At 43.2% G+C, this 18,781-nt stretch carries 23 protein-coding genes; 13 read left to right on the plus strand and 10 right to left on the minus strand.

The features are described from left to right. Positions 1 to 171 precede the first annotated feature (171 nt). From VSQ62_RS02455 to VSQ62_RS02465, 3 genes are all read left to right on the plus strand, one after another. On the plus strand, positions 172 to 1,056 hold the full coding sequence (locus VSQ62_RS02455) for an LCP family protein (protein ID WP_334633009.1): 885 nt from the start codon (positions 172 to 174) through the stop codon (positions 1,054 to 1,056). A gap of 35 nt (positions 1,057 to 1,091) precedes the next feature. Further along, positions 1,092 to 1,919 carry a class B sortase gene (gene srtB / locus VSQ62_RS02460; protein ID WP_334633010.1) on the plus strand — a complete coding sequence of 276 codons (828 nt, stop codon included), beginning with the start codon at positions 1,092 to 1,094 and terminating at the stop codon, positions 1,917 to 1,919. A gap of 89 nt (positions 1,920 to 2,008) precedes the next feature. After that, the gene (locus VSQ62_RS02465; protein ID WP_334633013.1) at positions 2,009 to 2,833 is read left to right on the plus strand and encodes a hypothetical protein; all 825 of its coding nucleotides are present in this window, start codon (positions 2,009 to 2,011) and stop codon (positions 2,831 to 2,833) included. A gap of 166 nt (positions 2,834 to 2,999) precedes the next feature. On the opposite strand, the gene VSQ62_RS02470 is transcribed toward VSQ62_RS02465, so the two are convergent. The 4 genes from VSQ62_RS02470 to VSQ62_RS02485 all read right to left on the minus strand — a co-directional run bounded on the left by VSQ62_RS02470 (position 3,000) and on the right by VSQ62_RS02485 (position 5,827). Then, complete coding sequence (locus VSQ62_RS02470; RefSeq protein ID WP_334633014.1) at positions 3,000 to 4,673, minus strand: AAA family ATPase; 1,674 nt, start codon at positions 4,671 to 4,673, stop codon at positions 3,000 to 3,002. Positions 4,674 to 4,915: 242 nt separating this feature from the next. Further along, the gene (locus tag VSQ62_RS02475; protein ID WP_334633016.1) at positions 4,916 to 5,257 is read right to left on the minus strand and encodes a hypothetical protein; all 342 of its coding nucleotides are present in this window, start codon (positions 5,255 to 5,257) and stop codon (positions 4,916 to 4,918) included. Beyond that, positions 5,244 to 5,387 carry a hypothetical protein gene (locus VSQ62_RS02480; protein ID WP_334633017.1) on the minus strand — a complete coding sequence of 48 codons (144 nt, stop codon included), beginning with the start codon at positions 5,385 to 5,387 and terminating at the stop codon, positions 5,244 to 5,246. The genes VSQ62_RS02475 and VSQ62_RS02480 overlap by 14 nt, the downstream gene beginning before the upstream one ends. An 80-nt stretch (positions 5,388 to 5,467) precedes the next feature. Then, positions 5,468 to 5,827 carry an LCP family glycopolymer transferase gene (locus VSQ62_RS02485; protein ID WP_502957804.1) on the minus strand — a complete coding sequence of 120 codons (360 nt, stop codon included), beginning with the start codon at positions 5,825 to 5,827 and terminating at the stop codon, positions 5,468 to 5,470. A 236-nt stretch (positions 5,828 to 6,063) separates the two neighbouring features. On the opposite strand from VSQ62_RS02485, the gene VSQ62_RS02490 reads away from it, so the two are divergent. Beyond that, complete coding sequence (locus VSQ62_RS02490; protein WP_334637543.1) at positions 6,064 to 6,234, plus strand: PD-(D/E)XK nuclease domain-containing protein; 171 nt, start codon at positions 6,064 to 6,066, stop codon at positions 6,232 to 6,234. A 219-nt stretch (positions 6,235 to 6,453) separates the two neighbouring features. Here VSQ62_RS02490 and VSQ62_RS02495 read toward each other — a convergent pair whose 3' ends face one another. The 4 genes from VSQ62_RS02495 to VSQ62_RS02510 all read right to left on the minus strand — a co-directional run bounded on the left by VSQ62_RS02495 (position 6,454) and on the right by VSQ62_RS02510 (position 10,557). Beyond that, positions 6,454 to 7,314, minus strand: a complete 861-nt coding sequence (locus VSQ62_RS02495; RefSeq protein ID WP_334633019.1) for a hypothetical protein — start codon at positions 7,312 to 7,314, stop codon at positions 6,454 to 6,456. 91 nt (positions 7,315 to 7,405) lie between these two features. Beyond that, the gene (gene srtB / locus VSQ62_RS02500) at positions 7,406 to 8,227 is read right to left on the minus strand and encodes a class B sortase (RefSeq protein ID WP_334633020.1); all 822 of its coding nucleotides are present in this window, start codon (positions 8,225 to 8,227) and stop codon (positions 7,406 to 7,408) included. Positions 8,228 to 8,262: 35 nt separating this feature from the next. Next, entirely contained in the window at positions 8,263 to 9,147 is an 885-nt protein-coding gene (locus tag VSQ62_RS02505; protein WP_334633009.1) for an LCP family protein, read from the minus strand. A gap of 183 nt (positions 9,148 to 9,330) precedes the next feature. Next, complete coding sequence (locus VSQ62_RS02510) at positions 9,331 to 10,557, minus strand: tyrosine-type recombinase/integrase (RefSeq protein ID WP_334633022.1); 1,227 nt, start codon at positions 10,555 to 10,557, stop codon at positions 9,331 to 9,333. Positions 10,558 to 10,758: 201 nt separating this feature from the next. Between VSQ62_RS02510 and VSQ62_RS02515 the strand changes: the two genes are divergently transcribed. From VSQ62_RS02515 to VSQ62_RS02530, 4 genes are all read left to right on the plus strand, one after another. Continuing rightward, the gene (locus VSQ62_RS02515) at positions 10,759 to 11,289 is read left to right on the plus strand and encodes a DUF6323 family protein (protein WP_334633023.1); all 531 of its coding nucleotides are present in this window, start codon (positions 10,759 to 10,761) and stop codon (positions 11,287 to 11,289) included. 14 nt (positions 11,290 to 11,303) lie between these two features. After that, on the plus strand, positions 11,304 to 12,164 hold the full coding sequence (locus tag VSQ62_RS02520; protein WP_334633025.1) for a DUF6179 domain-containing protein: 861 nt from the start codon (positions 11,304 to 11,306) through the stop codon (positions 12,162 to 12,164). Next, the gene (locus VSQ62_RS02525; RefSeq protein WP_334633026.1) at positions 12,161 to 13,306 is read left to right on the plus strand and encodes an endonuclease/exonuclease/phosphatase family protein; all 1,146 of its coding nucleotides are present in this window, start codon (positions 12,161 to 12,163) and stop codon (positions 13,304 to 13,306) included. The genes VSQ62_RS02520 and VSQ62_RS02525 overlap by 4 nt, the downstream gene beginning before the upstream one ends. A gap of 207 nt (positions 13,307 to 13,513) precedes the next feature. Next, complete coding sequence (locus VSQ62_RS02530) at positions 13,514 to 14,815, plus strand: aspartate aminotransferase type Ic (protein WP_334633027.1); 1,302 nt, start codon at positions 13,514 to 13,516, stop codon at positions 14,813 to 14,815. A gap of 109 nt (positions 14,816 to 14,924) precedes the next feature. Here VSQ62_RS02530 and cysK read toward each other — a convergent pair whose 3' ends face one another. Continuing rightward, positions 14,925 to 15,851, minus strand: coding sequence for a cysteine synthase A (cysK, locus tag VSQ62_RS02535; RefSeq protein WP_334633028.1), 927 nt, complete (start codon positions 15,849 to 15,851; stop codon positions 14,925 to 14,927). Between the two features lie 251 nt (positions 15,852 to 16,102). Here cysK and rpmG point away from each other — a divergent pair, with 251 nt between their 5' ends. The 5 genes from rpmG (at position 16,103) to rplA (ending at position 18,395) form a co-directional block, all read left to right on the plus strand. Further along, complete coding sequence (rpmG, locus tag VSQ62_RS02540; protein ID WP_005332089.1) at positions 16,103 to 16,252, plus strand: 50S ribosomal protein L33; 150 nt, start codon at positions 16,103 to 16,105, stop codon at positions 16,250 to 16,252. 24 nt (positions 16,253 to 16,276) lie between these two features. Continuing rightward, positions 16,277 to 16,468, plus strand: coding sequence for a preprotein translocase subunit SecE (secE, locus tag VSQ62_RS02545; RefSeq protein WP_334633029.1), 192 nt, complete (start codon positions 16,277 to 16,279; stop codon positions 16,466 to 16,468). Between the two features lie 32 nt (positions 16,469 to 16,500). Then, positions 16,501 to 17,016, plus strand: coding sequence for a transcription termination/antitermination protein NusG (gene nusG / locus VSQ62_RS02550; RefSeq protein WP_334633030.1), 516 nt, complete (start codon positions 16,501 to 16,503; stop codon positions 17,014 to 17,016). Positions 17,017 to 17,073: 57 nt separating this feature from the next. Next, entirely contained in the window at positions 17,074 to 17,499 is a 426-nt protein-coding gene (gene rplK, locus VSQ62_RS02555) for a 50S ribosomal protein L11 (protein WP_334633032.1), read from the plus strand. Positions 17,500 to 17,702: 203 nt separating this feature from the next. Continuing rightward, on the plus strand, positions 17,703 to 18,395 hold the full coding sequence (rplA, locus tag VSQ62_RS02560) for a 50S ribosomal protein L1 (protein WP_334633033.1): 693 nt from the start codon (positions 17,703 to 17,705) through the stop codon (positions 18,393 to 18,395). A 98-nt stretch (positions 18,396 to 18,493) separates the two neighbouring features. Here the strand turns inward: rplA and VSQ62_RS02565 are convergent, their stop codons facing one another. After that, positions 18,494 to 18,616 carry a hypothetical protein gene (locus tag VSQ62_RS02565; RefSeq protein WP_334633034.1) on the minus strand — a complete coding sequence of 41 codons (123 nt, stop codon included), beginning with the start codon at positions 18,614 to 18,616 and terminating at the stop codon, positions 18,494 to 18,496. Between the last annotated feature and the right edge of the window lie 165 nt (positions 18,617 to 18,781).

An 18,781-nucleotide genomic window follows, 5' to 3' on the forward strand; every position in this document is an offset into this window, starting at 1 on the left:
CAAAATTATTTTAATACTTACTTGAGATGATTTGAGTTAATCAAGACCTATTAAACATAGTTTTACTAGTTCCTTTTAGAACACATTCGTATAAATTCGTATATTTTCCAATCACATTTTTCCAAGAATTCGTAAAAATCAATACTTTTTCGCTTTATTACACAATTCGATGTGGAAGACACTCCTGAAACCAGGAAGGAAGGCCTCTTTATTACATATAAAGGGAAAGAATATCAGTACAACGAGGATGTGATCAATTTCCTATGTCTGGGGATCGATAACAGCACCCCGGTGGAGCAGGCCAACGAGATAAAGGGACAAGGGTTGGCGGATGCGATCATTCTGGTGAGTATTAATGTGGAGAGTGGGAAGATTAAGATATTGGCGGTGCCGAGAGATACTTACGTGCCAGTAAAAATGTACAATGACCAAGGGCAGTTCCTCGGCGAGAAAAACATGCAGCTCACCCTTCAGTATTATTACGGCAAGACAGCCAAAGACAGTTGCGAATTAATGGTAAATGCGGTTTCTAATCTGCTTTTTAAGGTTCCGATTCAACGCTACTGTGCAATCAACCTGGAAGCGATTCCTATCTTGAACGATGCAATCGGCGGGGTGGACGTCCAGGTATTGGGAGATGTCGAAGTCGGCGGTAAGCCTTATCATGCAGGAGATACCCTGCATTTGCAGGGGAAAATGGCAGAGGACTATATCCGGGACAGAAATACCGATCAATTTGCCAGCAGTATGGGCAGGTTGGAGCGACAGAAACAGTATATGACAAATTACTTCGCCACAGCAATGGCACAGGTAAAAAATGACCTGACACTTCCGGTTTCTATCTATCAGTCGTTACAGGGAAATATGTATACGAATATTTCGGTAGAAGATATCACCTATCTGGCGCCGGAAATGTTAGATGTAACGCTCACGGCAGAAGATATGTCAATGATCCCGGGAGAAGTGACACAGCCTGATGAGCATGAAGCATATATGGTGAATTCAGAACAATTGAAAGAGCTTGTAGTGAATTTCTTTTATACAGAAGTTCTGTAAATACAAAAGATTTTAGAATTTAGGAGGATGAACCAATGGGTTATGATAAGCCTGACCATAAGAATTATGTCAGGGGCAAAAAGAAGTCTTCCGGGAAAACCGGATTGCTTGTGGCGATTATTGCCATTGTAATTGTTGTAGCGGGAGCAGGGATTGGATTTTATGTATATTCATCCAATCAGCAGAAGAAATCTGCAACTGCAGAAAAAGCAAAGAAAGCTGATCCGGAAGAGACACAAGAATCATATGAAAAACTAAAAGAACAAGTAGCCGTGGATGCAGATGATCCGATGTTCAGAAAGATTGATTTTGCAGCTGCACAGGCAACAAATCCAGATGTGTATGCATGGATTTGGATACCGGGAACAAACATTGATTATCCGATTCTGCAGAGTGAGACAGAAGATGATGCGTATTATCTGAATCATACAATAGAGAAAAAGGAAGGTCTTCCCGGCACTATCTATACAGAAAAGTATAACGGGAAAGAATTTTCCAGTCCGGTTACCGTAGTTTATGGTCACAATATGAAGAATGGCAGCATGTTTGCAGACTTACACAAATTTGAAGATAAAGCTTTTTTTGACGCCAATCCTTATGTATATATCTACACACCGGAAAGAACTTTGAAATATCATATATTCGCGGCAACACCATTTGACGATCGGTATTTACTTGGAAGTTATAATTTTTCTTCTCAGGTTGATTTTGAAAAATATTTGGACGAATTGAGAAGTTCTATCAATGCCAATGTAAATATGGATGTAAATGTATTGCAGCAGACAGGCATTTTGACGCTGTCAACATGTATTGCTGATTCGCCCAATGAGAGATTTCTAGTAAATGCAACATGGGAAGAATAGAAATAATTAATGAGGGATATTAAGGCCAACAAAGCTTTAATATATAGTCACACAACGTAACAGAAAATATGGAAGGAGAAAATAAGGATATGAAAATGAAAAAGTTAACAGCCCTTGCATTAGCCGGTGTGCTTTGCTTGGGTATGTCTACAACAGCATTTGCATCAGCCAGCCCATTGCCGGAAGATGCTGTAACAGCAACTCAGGATGAAAAAGACGTAAACGTATATCAGTCTCCAATTGACACAGAGACAGGTACTTTTGCTGGATGGAACAGCAAAAAGCCAGAGAAAGTTGATGAGAGCGTTCGTTATACTCTTGAAGACAGACTTGACGAAATCAAGAAAGATTTAAGAGATGAAGATTCTTTAACAGGTGAGGAATTAAAGGCACTGAAAGAAGAGCAGACTACATTAAATGAATTATTAAGTTCAGATAAGAAGTTTGCGGTTGTAACTCTTGCTGATATCACTACAGATGCAGTTGTTGATGAGGAGAATCCTATCAATATCAAATTTAGCTTAAACGGAGATACTGCTTGGGAAGGTATCCAAAAAGGTGAAGTTGTTCGTATCTTACATCAGGTAAATGGTCAGATGATCGTACTTGAAGGTACAGTACAGTGGAATGAAAAAGATGGATTTTTCGTAGAGCAGGAATTCGATAGCCTGTCACCAATCGCTATCTTAAGATTCACAGATGCTGCTGCAAATGGTGACGATCAGAATGGTAATAATACACCTAACCCAACACCAAATCCTGGCGATGACACAACTGTAACCCCAGGTACAAATGGAAACATTACAGCAGATCAGCTTGCAGATCTGATTGTAAAGAAACTGCAGAACGCAGATGCATCAAAGGTTGTACGTGTTGTTTCTTCTAGCAAGGCTTCACCAAAGACTGGCGAGTAATCTATAGTTTATCAATAATAGGGAACTTAACCCTTAATAAAAATAAGTAATATGATATGACATAACAGGTCTGTTATTGTGTGTGATATTGAAAAGAGCATTCCGCTTCTAGCGGATGCTCTTTTACTAATATTTATCAATAAAAACTAGAGAAGTTTATAGCAAACTATCCTTTCAATTGAACCAAACAACGTTTTTTATAAAAGGATATCCCATAACACATCATCACAGAATAATCCTCCCGAAACTCTTCATCATACTTTCGGCTATCTATCTGTGTAATCGCCTCATTACAAGCCTTTTCCAGTCCTTCTTGAGATCTTGCATACTTAACTTCAAAAATCGCCATACGATCCCCAGAATAGTCCTGTACAATAATATCGCTGCGCCCTTCTCCATGTTCTCTGTTCGATTCCACAACATACCCTGCACCGGCAAATATACCGGCAAAAAAAGCATGATAGAAATCTTCTCGATAATCATAATAACTAATGGTCTTGCGAAGTAATCTTGTCATTTCTTTTGTTACGGTCTCAGCATTCCCGGTCCAGACTGCCTCGAATAACGCTTTTCGATTCCATTTTTGTGTACTTTCCTGAAACCATTTACTTACTGTAGTCTCAAAAATCTCCTTTATTTCTCGGTTGGGGATTTTTAATCCGAGACACCCCTCTGGAAGAGAACAATTTAGCTCAGTCTGCCTAACTGGGGTCAGATATCCAGTCAGATAAAGCATACTCCAAAGATTATCTTCGGAAGATAATAATTCATTATAGGTTAGATCTTCTTCTATTTTCTGAATCACATAGCTTCCAGATAACAGCGTTTCAAACTTTTTAGTTATAGCCTCCCCGGCGAAATCAATAAATAAGCGAATAATACTATTATCACTTGAATTCTTCCAATACCCAACAGGCTTTGCATTTGGATTGAGCATCAGCCTTTCTACATGATTCATCACATCCCATGGACAATAAATATCAAAATCCCCAAAATGATATCCGTTATACCATTCTTTTATCACCGTTGTATAGTTCGTTAACCCTGCATCTTTTAGGAGCAAATCCACTTCCTTCTGAGTGAACCCAAAATATTCATTTAATCTGGTATCCGAAATGGTATCTGGTACAAAATTATTGGTTCCCGTGAAGATGCTTTCTTTTGCAATTCTTAGACATCCGGTAATAACAGCAAACTTTAATGCGCTATTGTCCTTGACAACTTGCATAATTCCTTTCATAACATCCAGCATTTCACGGTAATATCCGTTATCGCTGGCCTTTGTCAGGGGTACGTCATACTCGTCTATGAGTAGAATTACAGGCTTTCCATAATATGTCTGCATCATTCTGGTCAGATTAAGCAAACTATTTTCTATTACACCTTGGGCAGCCTTCTGTGAAGCCACCTGACAATACGTCTCTTTGGTGAAAGAATCCAGTTTATCACATTCTATTAGATACAGATGTTCTTTATAGCGATCCGAGATAACTCCTGTGAGCTTATCATAAGCTTTCTGAAAATTCAGTCCATCAACACTTTTGAACGACAGAAAGAGTGTTGGGTACTTATTCATCCAGGTATCACATAAATCCTTGTCGTCTGCAATTGAAAGTCCTGCAAACAGACTGCCGTTTTCTCTCCGAATATCAAAAAATTCCGACAGCATACTCATACCCAGAGTTTTTCCAAATCTCCGCGGGCGGGTTATTAATGTGACCTGTCTTCCGTCTGTTCGCAGTAACTCTCTAATCAAGCCACTTTTATCAATATAATAGTATCCATTTCTCCGAATATCCTCAAAGCCGGAGCGTCCGATTGGTATCTTCATTTCATTCATATTCGTGGCTTCCTTTCTTAAAATTACTATGGCTTTATTATACAGAGGAATATTCTGTTATTCAAGGATAATTGCCCAGAAGATCAATAAGATCAATTTATCATTTATATGGATAGAAATATAGTAAAAGAGCATCCGCCAGAAGCAACACGGATAACTTTTTGTATCTGCACTTTGCTGTAATTTCTTTACGATAAGATCAGCAAGCTGATCAGCAGTAATATTTCCATTAGCATCTGGAGTTAAAGTAGGTTGATCGTCAGGATTCGTTCCATTACCGCCATTATCACTACCAGGAACTCTAAGATAGCGACTGGTGATAAAGAGTCAAATTTCTGTTCTACATACAGAACACCTTTATCATCCTTTTTGATTGGTACATTCTCAAATACTTCCCATGCAACGATGTTACCATTTTTATCCGTTATAGCATGTAATAAATTAACTGTTTTCTCATCGGCAACGCCTTCCCAAGCGCCAGTCAATTCAAATCTAACCAGTAATTCATTCTCATCATCAACTGTTGTTCCAGGTGCCTTTACATCCATCAAAGCACCCACTACAAACTTATCAGTTGTAGACATCAAATTTTCTAAGGCTTCTTTTTCCTACTACAATTACAATGGCTATAATCGCCACAAGCAATCCGGTTTTCACGGAAGACTTTTTTCTGCTCCTGACATAATTCTTATGGTCAGGCCTATCATAACCCATCGGTTCATCCTCCTAATTTCTAAAATCTTTTGTAATTACAGAACTTCGGTATAAAAGAAATTCACTACCAGTTTTTTTAATTATTCTGAATTTACCATATATGCTTCATGGTCATCCGGCTGTGTTACTTCTCCCGGAATCATCGACATATCTTCCGCTGTAAGCGTTACATCCAACATCTCAGGCGCCAGGTATGTGATATCCTCTACCGAAATATTCGTATACATATTCCCCTGCAAGGATTGGTATATGTATACCGGAAGCGTCAGGTCATTTTTTACCTGTGCCATTGCTGTGGCGAAATAATTCGTCATATACTGCTTCTGGCGTTCCAGCCTGCCCATACTGCTGGCGAAAACATCTGTATTTCTGTCCCGGATATAGTCCTCCGCCATCTTCCCCTGCAGATGAAGGACATCTCCGGCATGAAATACCCTTATCTACTAGCAAAAAATGTTCACACAGTTTGAAATTATATTAAATAAAGTGCTGATTGATTCAACTTTTCTCAAAAATATGGTTTGCTGGACTGAAAACAGGAAATTGCATAAGAAGATATTTGGGTTTTAGCGGAGGAGGCACACAAAAATAAAATCGGAAAGTATTATTTGAGGCAATTTGGACTGGAGACACTGAGTCCGCAACTAACGAAATCACAAGATTACTTCGTAAAACAATTAGCTATTATGATTATCGTGAAGATTTTTATCATATCTTTTTAGCTGGTATATTGGTCAGAGCCGGATATTCAGTAGAATCTAACAGGGAGCATGGCGAGGGACGCAGTGATATTATCGTACAGGATTATTCTGGGGATCGTATGGCAATTTTACAGATAAATAGCTGAATGTACAGAGAATAATTTCGTGAGGACTATTCGAAGATAATGTGTTATGGAATCTATTTTTATAAAAAACGATGTTGGATCCGATTGAAAAATTAGTAAAAGAGCATCCACCAAAAGTGGAATGCTCTTTTCAATATCACACACAATAACAGACCTGTTATGTCATATCATATTACTTATTTTTTTACAGGGTTAAGCTCCCCTTTTGTAAACTATAGATTACTCGCCAGTCTTTGGTGAAGCTTTTCCTGTAGCTGCTGTACGATCAAACTTCACGCCATTTGTCTGCAGTTTCTTTGCAATCAAATCTGCAAGCTGATCCGCTGTAACATTTCCATCCTTATCTGGTGTAACTGTAGGCTGATCTCCTGGCTGATTTGTGTTTCCTGGCTGCTCTCCCGGAGGTGTTACCTGAACAGAACCGTCAGATGTAACTCTTAAGATTGCAACTGGTGACAGACTTGTAAATTCATTCTCTACATAGAATTCAGATTTTACTGCATCCCATTTTACTTCGCCTTCGTATACTTCCCAAAGTAGAGTACGACTATTCTGGTGCATAATGCGAATCTTCTGACCTACAGCCAGGTTCTCTAATCTGTTATTTAAAACAAATTTAACCATCAATGGATGTTCTGGGTCAACAGGAAGAATCTGTCCGTTTTCATCTTTTGCAACGCTTAAGTCTACAAGTGTAGCTACTTCAATTAAATCATCAGATTCTACTAATGTGTTCAATGCAGCCTGCTGTTTCTCATATTCAGCAATCACTCCTGCTAATTTAGGATCATTCTTCTGCTTTAACTCAGTGATTTTTTTCTCATAATCAACAGAAGCTTGCTCAAACGTATCCTTAATAGCATCACTAGCCTTTTCCGGATTTGTAGAATCCCAACCGTCAAACTCATTCCAACGATTAACATCGATCTCGTCTTTATTCAATTCTACATTTGTTCCGTTTCCAGTAGTAGCTGTTATAGCATCTTTTGGTCCAACACTAGGTGCTGCAAGAGCAACTGTGGACATACCCAAGCAAAGAGCGCCGGCTAATGCAAGGGCTGTTAACTTTTTCATTTTCATGTTCTTATTTTCTCCTTCCATATTTTCTGTTACGTTGTGTGACTATATATTAAAGCTTTGTTGGCCTTAATATCCCTTAATTAATTCTCCCCTATTGCTCCAATGTTGCATTGACTAAGAACCTTTCATTTGCTGAATCTGCAATACAGGTTGAAAGTGTCAGAATGCCGGTCTGTAATGATACATTGACATCCATATTTACATTCCCGTTGATCGTGCTTCTTAATTCATCCAGGTATTCCTCAAACTCCATCTGAGCCGAGAAATTATAGCTGCCAAGCAAATACCTATCATCAAACGGTGTTGCCGCAAATATGTGATACTTCAATGTTTTCTCTGGCATGTAGACATATACATAAGGATTTGTGTCAAAAAATGCCCTGTCCTCATATTTATGAAGGTCTGCAAACATACTGCCATTCTTCATGTTGTGCCCATAGACTACGGTAACCGGACTGGAAAACTCTTTTCCATTGTATTTTTCCGTATATATCGTTCCCGGAAGACCTTCTTTCTTCTCTATCGTATGGTTCAGATAATATGCGTCATCCTCCGTCTCGCTCTGGAGAATCGGATAATCAATATTCGTACCAGGTATCCAAATCCAAGCATACACATCTGGATTCATTTCCTGCGCAGCCGCAAAGTCTATTTTTCGGAACATCGGGTCATCTGCATCGACGGCTACCTGTTCTTTCAATTTTTCATAGGATTCCTGTGTCTCCTCGGGATCTGCTTTTTTGGCCTTTTCTGCTGCTGCAGCTTTTTTCTCTTGATTGGAAGTATGTACAAAGAATCCAATCCCCGCTCCCGCTAATATGACTACGATTGCTATAAGTGCTACAACCAATCCGGTCTTTCCGGAAGATTTGCTCCTTCTTCCTCTCCTATGCTCAGGATTCTCATAATCCATGGGTTCATCCTCCTAAATTCTAAAATCTTTTGTATTTACAGAACTTCTGTATAAAAGAAATTCACTACAAGCTCTTTCAATTGTTCTGAATTCACCATATATGCTTCATGCTCATCAGGCTGTGTCACTTCTCCCGGGATCATTGACATATCTTCTGCCGTAAGCGTTACATCTAACATTTCCGGCGCCAGATAGGTGATATCTTCTACCGAAATATTCGTATACATATTTCCCTGTAACGATTGATAGATAGAAACCGGAAGTGTCAGGTCATTTTTTACCTGTGCCATTGCTGTGGCGAAGTAATTTGTCATATACTGTTTCTGTCGCTCCAACCTGCCCATACTGCTGGCAAATTGATCGGTATTTCTGTCCCGGATATAGTCCTCTGCCATTTTCCCCTGCAAATGCAGGGTATCTCCTGCGTGATAAGGCTTACCGCCGACTTCGACATCTCCCAATACCTGGACGTCCACCCCGCCGATTGCATCGTTCAAGATAGGAATCGCTTCCAGGTTGATTGCACAGTAACGTTGAATCGGAACCTTAAAAAGCAGATTAGAAACCGCATTTACCATTAATTCGCAACTGTCTTTGGCTGTCTTGCCGTAATAATACTGAAGGGTGAGCTGCATGTTTTTCTCGCCGAGGAACTGCCCTTGGTCGTTGTACATTTTTACTGGCACGTATGTATCCCTGGGCACCGCCAATATCTTAATCTTCCCACTCTCCACATTAATACTCACCAGAATAATCGCATCCGCCAACCCTTGTCCCTTTATCTCGTTGGCCTGCTCCACCGGGGTGCTGTTGTCGATCCCCAGGCATAGGAAGTTAATCACATCCTCGTTGTACTGATATTCCTTCCCTTTATATGTAATAAAGAGGCCTTCCTTCCTGGTTTCAGGAGTGTCTTCCACATCGAATTATCGGATCATAAAAATACCTCTTTATTTTTGCGGATTTCAAGGAGATTGAACATAAAAATATACGGAAATATACAAATAGATAGAAGAATCAAGACAAAGCACGGTAGTTCCTGGGACTTAACGCAAAAAAACAAGAGCACTTCTGCTCTTGTTTAGAGTCTGTTAAGAAAATTATTATTGCAGATTCTCCAATGCCCGTATCACCATGATCTCATCCTGCTCAAACATGTGCGAATACCGTTTGAATATCGTTTCCTGTGTGTCGCCGGACACCTTCTCGATCACGGTGATCGGAACATTTCTCTTTATTAGATTGCTTATATAGGTATGCCGGAAAGCGTGGCAGTTACAGGGTTCGATTCCTAGTATTTTACAGGTGTCTTTGATCCTGGTCAGACAATAGCTGTGTACATAATTGAAAATCCTGTCTGAGTTTTCACCTCCGCCGGCAATATGCTTGCTATGTTCTCTGTGATACATTACCTCGAGATGGGGAGGTATTGGAATAGTACGGTTTTTCTTGTTCTTCGGACCTTTTACAATGGCCTTGCCGGATTCATCTTTCTCACGCCCGGTTGATTTGGTGACGGAGATCCTCATGCCCGACAAATATCCGCTGTCAGATGCCGTTGATTCCGGAGAGTGGAAATTGCCTCTTGGATCGTGCGCGTCTTTATGATAGTGAAATGTTTCGAAGTCATTCCAGGTCAGGGCCAGACATTCAGACAGCCTCACTCCTGTATAGTACAGCACATTATAGAAAAACTGCAGTCTGGGATAGGCATTGTATCCGTTATGATTGCTTTGCTTATTGCCCAGATAATTATCGATTTTTTGGAAATCTTTATGTCCCAGAAGATAATAATTCTTCTTTTGTTCGGTTTTTATATTGTCTGCTTTTAAGAGAAAATTATCTGCGATCAGGCCTCGTTTATAAGAAAGCTTTATCAGTTTACGAAATGTGCTGTTGAGAGTGTGAACGGTTTCTTCCGAATACTTTTGTCTTAGTTCTGCGAATATTTTATAGTAAACATGTTCGGTTATGTCTTTTAATTTTGTGTTTGCAGGAAGATATTTGTAAATTACTTTCATGTTCTGTTCTGTACTTTGGATCGTCATCTCGCTGAACTGTTGTGTGAGAGCTTTGGTCTTCCAAAGTTCAAAAGCACTTGCAAGGGTGATATCTTTGTCTTCGGTTTTTGTGATGCCGATCTGCAGTTTTGCCAGCGCTTCTTTTGCTTCGGCGATGGACATACAATTGTAGACCCATTGGCTTTTGTATTTATTCTTTTGCAATATGGGATCGTATTCCTTATAATTGTATTTGACGTCGTATTTTTTGGTTCCTTCGTTGTAATAAATGTTTTTGTAATTGGTTTTTTTTCTTGCACTTTTTGTCATTAGTTTTGACCTCCATTTGTATAAATTCTTGACCAGATTCTACTACGAATTTTATACGAATAGAAGTAAAAGAAGTGAAATTTTACTGATTCTATTATATCATTAAAACAGAGTAAATCCAAGACTGGCACGAAGAGCGGGGCGGTGCTATAATTAAAGAACGATTACGAGAGGGCACATGTAGAACAGGAGGAATGTACTTTGAGCAAAGGAAATTGGTTAGAGCTGGCGGCGGATCAGGCACAGGTGGGAAAAGTTCTGGAAATGAATCAGTACACGCAGAAATACGGTCTTGCTTTGAGTTCGGAGGATGCGCAGATGATTGTGGCAGAGCGCAGGAGCGCTTTGAAGGAACAGAAGAGAGTGGAATTTGGGCAGGGGATACTCCCACAGTTGATCTACGAGTTTTGTGATTCTGATTACATCAGCCAGGACAATTATCTGGAGACTATGGTACGGCTTCAGGAGATCTTCTATCTCTATAAGAATGAGACGATGGATGAGCTGACGGATATGGAGCTGATCCATTTTATGAAGGAGCAGTTTGAGACGGTCTGCTACGGTGATCTGGAATATCTGGAGGAGACCTGTCTTGACATTTTCTCCCAGGCTGTGCGGGGCGGTTACCGGGGATATAGACAGACGGAAGGAAGGGGGGAATACAGTCAGTTTGATGAAGTACAGAGGTGGGATCCGAAAGTTTACCTGGAGGCGTTGAAGAATCTGCAGTAGTGGGAGGGTGAAATATGGGATATGAGATGGAAGAATTAATTCCGATCGTTGCAGAGCTTGCAGAGCGCTATACGGGATACGAGAGTACGTCTGTCACATATGAGAAAGCGAATCAACTGATGGAAGCCGTGATCTACTGCATTCATGAGTATGAGACAGCTGTTATGGAGAAGACTGGGGAATGCGGCGCTTCTGCGGAAGATAGGAGCGTAACGGAGATCGCGTCTGCAGAGAGGGTGTCTGCGAAGGAGGCATACCTGCTGGGCAGCCGGCTTGTGGATGCAAAGGTAAGGGCGATGAAGGAGATGTATCATGAACTGATCGGGCATTTCCATTCTTATGGAAATATTGCCCTTAAGGATGCGGTGGCGGCGGTGCCGGAGTTCTTGAAGTGGTATGATATCAAATACGATCCGCAGAATACGATCCTTACTCTGGATTATCCGGTGCTTAAGGATCTGGTAGAGTATTCCGGCATTGACGCAGTCTATGAATATGTCCGCTGCATCTGCATTGAACAGAGATTCCTGGGCAGATTCCCGGAGGATTATGTGCGGCGGGTGCTGCGCGCGTATTCCGGGGATTATGAAGAAATGTTCGAGAATCTCTGCGGGATCGTCCTTGCGGATGCTGTGCAGCATATTTTATTGAAGAAGCCCCTTGACGGTTCGGATGTATCGGAGAGTGACCGCTGCAGGATACAGGCGCTGCTTGGGATGTATTCTGGGGAGGAGGCGAAGGAGGCCGTGCGGGAGATCATGAGGAATTTTGTCAGGGAATTCTATGATGATGACGGAGAGATGCAGCGATATATGGAGAAGGAATGCGGCAATATTGCGGTGAGGGCTGGAATTATCGGGAGGCAGGAAGTATGAAGGAGAAAGTGAAGAGAGATAGCCAGGCAGAGACGAAGAAGCGCATACAGATTGTGCTTAAGATACTTGTAGGATTGATCCTGCTTGCCTTACTCTGTATAGCTGGTTACATCATTTACATGCAGGCAAATTATTATCGGATTGAAGATCACGCAAAGCTGGAGGTCAGGAATAATCCGAAGCAGACGTTAAGGACCGGGGAGGCTTACACGGCGGTGACTTATAATATTGGTTTTGGCGCATATGGCCCGGATTACAGTTTCTTCATGGATACGGGCGAGATGGCGGACGGGACTGAGACGGCGGGAGAGTACGGCAAGGCCGTCAGTAGGGAATCGGTGGAGCGGAATACGGCGGGTGCGGCAAAAGAGCTTGAGAAGCTGAGGGCGGATTTCCTTCTGCTGCAGGAAGTGGATGTGGAAGCGGATCGGAGTTATCATGTGAATCAGGCGGAGGAGCTTAAGGACAAGTTTGCTGATTATGGAAATGTCTTCGCAAATAATTTTCACTCGGCATATTTATTCTATCCATTTTCAGACCCGCATGGCGCGGTGGAAGCGGGACTTCTGAATTTCACACGGTATCAGATCGCAGAAGCAGAGCGGAGAAGTTATCCGGTAGACAACAGCTTTGTTACGAAGTTCACGGATCTGGACCGGTGTTTTGCTGTTATGCGCCTTCCGGTGGAGAACGGACGCGAGCTGGTACTGATCAACAGTCATATGTCGGCGTATGACGAGGGCGGCAAGATCCGCCTGCAACAGCTTGAACTGTTGAATTCTGTGATGGAGGAAGAATATCAGGCCGGGAATTATGTGATCGTGGGCGGAGATTTCAATCATGCGTTGGGTGAGGCTGTAGCAGAAGGATTTCCGTCTAAGCAGAGATTTCCGGCGTGGGTGTCCATTTTGACCCAGGAAGAGATGGCGAAAGGGATCTCGATCGTTCGGGCGGAGAATGAGCTTGAAGTGCCGACCTGCCGGGGAGCGGATATTCCTTATACGAAGGGTGTGAATTTCACAACGGTAGTGGATGGCTTCCTGGTGTCCGAGAATGTGAAAGCAGAAGCAGAGAATATTGATACGGATTTTGGGTACAGTGACCATAATCCCGTTATGCTTCGGTTTGAACTGGAGAAGTAGAATATTTGCAAGTTGATCGGATGAAAATTGCATTTCTTTGCGTGCAACACTGACTGTGTGGCTTGCGTTCCTGTATAAATGAAGGTGATAGGATTAAAATATGCAAAAAAGACTTGACATTTCATGTGAAAATCCGTAAAATAACATACGGTAGAAAAGGGCGGCAAGGCTGCCGATTCACACAGAAAACAGGAGGGAGTTCCAATTATGGCGCCGTACAGCAAGTTGAGCAAAGAGAAGTTATTGAATTTGAAGGGTGACCTTGAGAAGCAATTTGAAGAGATCAAGAAGAAGGGACTGCATCTGGATATGTCCCGGGGCAAGCCGTCCAAGGCTCAGTTGGATATCGGAATCGGCATGATGGATGTCCTGACAAGCGAGTCGGATATGTTAAGTTCTGATGGCGTGGACTGCAGGAATTATGGTGTTCTTGACGGGATCAGTGATGCCAGGAAGTTATTGGCGGATCTGTCGGAGGTGCCGGAGCGCAGTGTAATTATCTATGGGAATTCCAGCCTGAATGTAATGTTTGATACCGTATCCCGTGCCATGACTCATGGGTTCATGGGAAGTACCCCATGGGGGAAGCTGGACCGCGTGAAGTTCTTATGTCCGGTTCCCGGATATGACCGTCATTTTGCGATCACGGAGTTCTTTGGGATCGAGATGATCAATGTACCGCTCCTTGAGACCGGACCGGATATGGATATGGTTGAAGAACTGGTGTCAAAAGACGAGACGATCAAGGGCATCTGGTGTGTGCCGAAGTATTCGAACCCGACGGGTATTTCTTATACGGACGAGACCGTCAGAAGGTTTGCGCGGCTGAAGCCCGCGGCGAAGGATTTCCGCATCTTCTGGGACAATGCTTATTCGATCCATCATCTGTACGATGATGAGCGTGTGGTTGTGCTGGAACTGCTGAATGAGTGTATTAAGGTAGGTAATCCGGATATTGTGCTGAAGTTCATTTCCACATCGAAGGTGTCCTTCCCTGGTTCCGGAATCGCAGCGCTGGCAGCATCCCGCGGGAACCTTGAGGATGCGAGAAAATATATGAAGTTCCAGACGATCGGCCATGACAAACTGAACCAATTGCGTCATGTACGTTATTTTAAGGATATGCTTGGAGTCTATGAGCATATGAGAAAGCATGCCGCGATCCTCAGACCGAAGTTTGAGAAGGTGAATGAAGTTCTGGAGAAGGAACTGGGCGGCCTGGGTATCGGTACCTGGACGAAGCCTTTGGGCGGATACTTCATCTCATTCGATTCCATGGATGGATGTGCGAAGGCCATCGTTGCAAAGGCGAAAGAAGCAGGTCTTATCATGACGGATGCCGGCGCGACCTACCCATATGGGAAGGACCCGAAAGACAGCAATATCCGCATCGCACCTTCGTTCCCGACTGTAGAGGAACTGGAACTGGCTTCGAAGATATTTGTTCTCAGCGTGAAACTGGTGAGCATCGAGAAGTTGTTGAATGCAAAGTCAAAGACCCCGCTGTAAGCAACGCTGCAGAGCAGCGGGGGCTTTGACCCTAGCGGGAATAAAATATACCGCCGTTGAACTCTGCCAGAGCCGCGGCGGTGTTTTTTTATATTATAATAGGAAGGTTCTATTCAAATAAAGGTGTAGAGAAGTATCTCTCCGCTGTATCCGGAAGAAGTGTTACCACGGTCTTTCCGCTGCCAAGCTTCCGGGCAAGTTTGATGGCGGCGGCCACGTTCGTTCCGCTGGAGATCCCGCACATCAGCCCTTCCAGCCTTGCAAGGTCTTTGGAAGTCTGGAGCGCTTCTTCGTCGGTAATAATAGCAATATCCTCATAGATCTGGCGGTTCAGTACCTTGGGGACCACGCCGTCGCCAATACCCATCTGGATGTGTGTTCCGACCGTTCCGCCTGCAAGGATCGCCGCATTCTCCGGTTCCACTGCCCAGATGGTAATATCCGGGTTCAGCGCTTTCAGGGTCTCGCCGATGCCGGTGATGGTTCCTCCGGTGCCGATACCCGAACAGAAACCGTGGATCGGACCGGCTACCTGCTCTAAGATCTCAAGTCCGGTGTGATAGCGGTGGACCATGGGATTCGCCTCATTCTCAAACTGCTGCGGCACGAATACCTTAGGATTCTCGGCGGCCATCCGGTTCGCAGTCTGGACGCATTCTTCAATGCAGTCGCCGATATTCCCCGCGTCATGGATGAGAATGACCTTCGCGCCGTAATGTTCTACCAGGAGCCGTCTTTCCTGGCTTACGGAGTCAGGCATGATGATGACCGTCTCATAGCCCTTGACAGCACCCACCAGTGCAAGACCGATGCCCTGATTGCCGCTGGTAGGTTCTACGATAACGGAATCATTCTTTAAGATGCCCTCCTCTTCTGCTTTGCTGATCATATTGTATGCGGTCCTTGTCTTGATGGAACCGCCCACATTCAGACCCTCGAACTTCACAAGCACCCGGGCGGAGTCGCTGGGGACCATGCGGTTTAACTGGATGATAGGGGTCTGCCCCATTGCTTCTAATACATTCTGGTAAATCATATTTATCTTCCTCAAACTTTCTATATACATTATAATATGAAAGAAAAGCTTCTTGTGTAAAACTTTCTTAATTATATCAATAAGTGTTTTAAATGTAAAGGTTTTGTGAAAAAGGGCTTGCATTTTTACCGCAGTCATGGTAAACTATCTTAGCGAATGGAAGAAGGTCTTTTTTTTATGCCTAATTTTGGGTAGCCTCGCAAGCTACCATGTAACACGTCAATGAGAAAACGTAAAGCGAGGTGGAAGTTGTGCGTACAAGAATCACATTGGAATGTACAGAATGCAAGCAGCGTAACTACAACATGACGAAGGATAAGAAAACACATCCTGAACGCATGGAGACTAAGAAGTACTGCAAGTTCTGCAAATCACACACACTGCACAAGGAAACGAAGTAGTTCGCCGTAAAAGGAGTGGTTGTCATGAGCGAGAAGACGCAGAAGAGAAGCTGGTTCAAGGGTCTTAGCAGGGAATTTAAGAAAATCATTTGGCCAGACAAGATGACAGTAGCAAAACAGACGGCAGCAGTTGTTTCTGTATCCGTAATCCTGGGATTGATCATTGCGATCGTTGATTTTATCGCCCAGTACGGAGTGGATTTATTGGTAAGATAGACTGATGATCTGCAGGCAAGAAAGGTGAGTTTATGTCAGAGGCAAAATGGTACGTAGTGCATACCTATTCCGGGTATGAGAACAAAGTAAAAGCCAACATTGATAAGACGATTGAGAATAGGCACTTAGAAGAGCAGATTCTGGAGGTCCGCGTTCCGATGCAGGACGTTGTAGAATTGAAGAACGGCGTTCAGAAGGCAGCGCAGAAGAAGATGTTTCCCGGATATGTACTGATCCATATGTTCATGAATGATGACACATGGTATGTGGTGCGTAATACCAGGGGTGTGACAGGATTCGTAGGCCCTGGATCGAAGCCGGTTCCGCTCACAGATGCAGAGATGGCGCCGCTTGGGATCAAGCGGGAGAATATGGTGGTTGATTTTGCAGAAGGCGACATGGTTCAGGTGATTGCCGGAGCATGGGCAGACACCGTCGGAGCTATCCAGTCTATGAATATGCAGAAGCAGAGTCTTACGATCAATGTTGAACTGTTCGGCCGTGAGACACCGGTTGAGATCAGTTTTGCAGAAGTTAAAAAGTTGTAAATCAAAATCAGTGGGAGGGACCGTATTTCCCGACATCACCACAAGGAGGTAATTGAGATGGCAAAAAAAGTAGAAGGTTACATTAAGTTACAGATTCCTGCCGGAAAGGCAACACCGGCACCACCGGTTGGACCTGCACTTGGTCAGCACGGTGTGAATATTGTTGAATTTACGAAGCAGTTTAACGCAAGGACAGCAGATCAAGGAGATCTGATCATCCCTGTAGTTATCACAGTTTACAGTGACAGGAGCTTCAGCTTCATCACGAAGACACCGCCGGCAGCGGTATTGATCAAGAAGGCCTGCAACATCAAGTCAGGTTCCGGAGTTCCGAACAAGACGAAGGTTGCGACGATCACACAGGCTCAGTTAAGAGAGATCGCAGAGACGAAGATGCCGGATCTTAACGCAGCGACAGTAGAAGCAGCGATGAGTATGGTAGCCGGCACCTGCCGCAGCATGGGAGTTAAGGTGGCGGAGTAGAGCACTTAGCGAGGTATTTTCGAGCTTAGTGCGAACCCCATCTGGCCACTTGGCGAGGTGTTTTCGAGCCTAGTGGAGCAGATGATTCCTTGCGAGGTGTTTTCGAGCCTAGTGGAGCAGATGATTCCCTGGCGAATGTAGATTAAAATGTGAATAAATAAGTGGGAGGGTTATCCCGACATTACCACAAGGAGGTTATTTAGATGAAAAGAGGAAAGAAATATATTGAAGCTGCAAAAGCAATCGACAGAGGCAATCTCTATGATGTTGCGGATGCGGTGTCACTGGTTAAAAAGACTGCAGTAGCAAAATTCGATGAGACGATTGAGGCTCATATCAGAACAGGATGTGACGGACGTCACGCTGACCAGCAGATCCGTGGCGCGGTTGTACTGCCGCACGGAACAGGTAAGAAGGTTCGTATCCTTGTATTTGCGAAAGACGCCAAGGCCGAAGAGGCGAAGGCAGCCGGAGCAGATTACGTGGGCGGCGATGAACTGATTCCGAAGATCCAGAACGAGAACTGGTTTGAGTTCGATGTAGTAGTTGCAACACCGGATATGATGGGTATCGTTGGACGTCTCGGACGTGTTCTTGGTCCTAAGGGTCTTATGCCGAACCCGAAGGCTGGTACGGTAACGATGGATGTAACAAAGGCAATCCATGACATCAAAGCCGGTAAGATTGAGTACAGACTTGACAAGACAAACATTATCCATGTGCCGCTTGGTAAAGCATCCTTTACTGAGGAGCAGATTACGGACAACTTCCAGACGCTTATTGACGCAATCATCAAGGCAAGGCCGGCAGCAGTGAAGGGTCAGTTCTTAAGGAGCGTGACACTTACTTCTACCATGGGACCTGGCGTTAAGATTAATCCAATGAAATTGGTTTAACAGGTTGATTGAATCAGATATAAGATGATAAGATAGACTGCCGGGAAATCCTGTATTTGTACATAATGTACGAATTAGGATTTCCCGGCAGTTTTTGGTTATTTAGTTTCTATTTTGGGTTCAGCCGTTTCAACATATTTGATAATTTCTATGATCTTTTCGGCTGTCAAACCTTCAGCTTCTAATTTTTGAATAAGATTAACTACTTCTTTACCTGTCATATCCTCACCGCCTTTTTATAAGTGCCGTTTACTTTGGTACCTTCATTATATCAATCGGTGATTGCGGTGTAAAGCCTTTATTCGATTATCACTTCTTCCGTCGCTTAATTTTACAACAAAAATGCATGATTCACAACAAAAATATTCCTTTCTTTTGTAAATATT

It is taken from the genome of Sporofaciens sp. JLR.KK001, assembly GCF_036941055.1.
Classification (GTDB): domain Bacteria; phylum Bacillota; class Clostridia; order Lachnospirales; family Lachnospiraceae; genus Sporofaciens.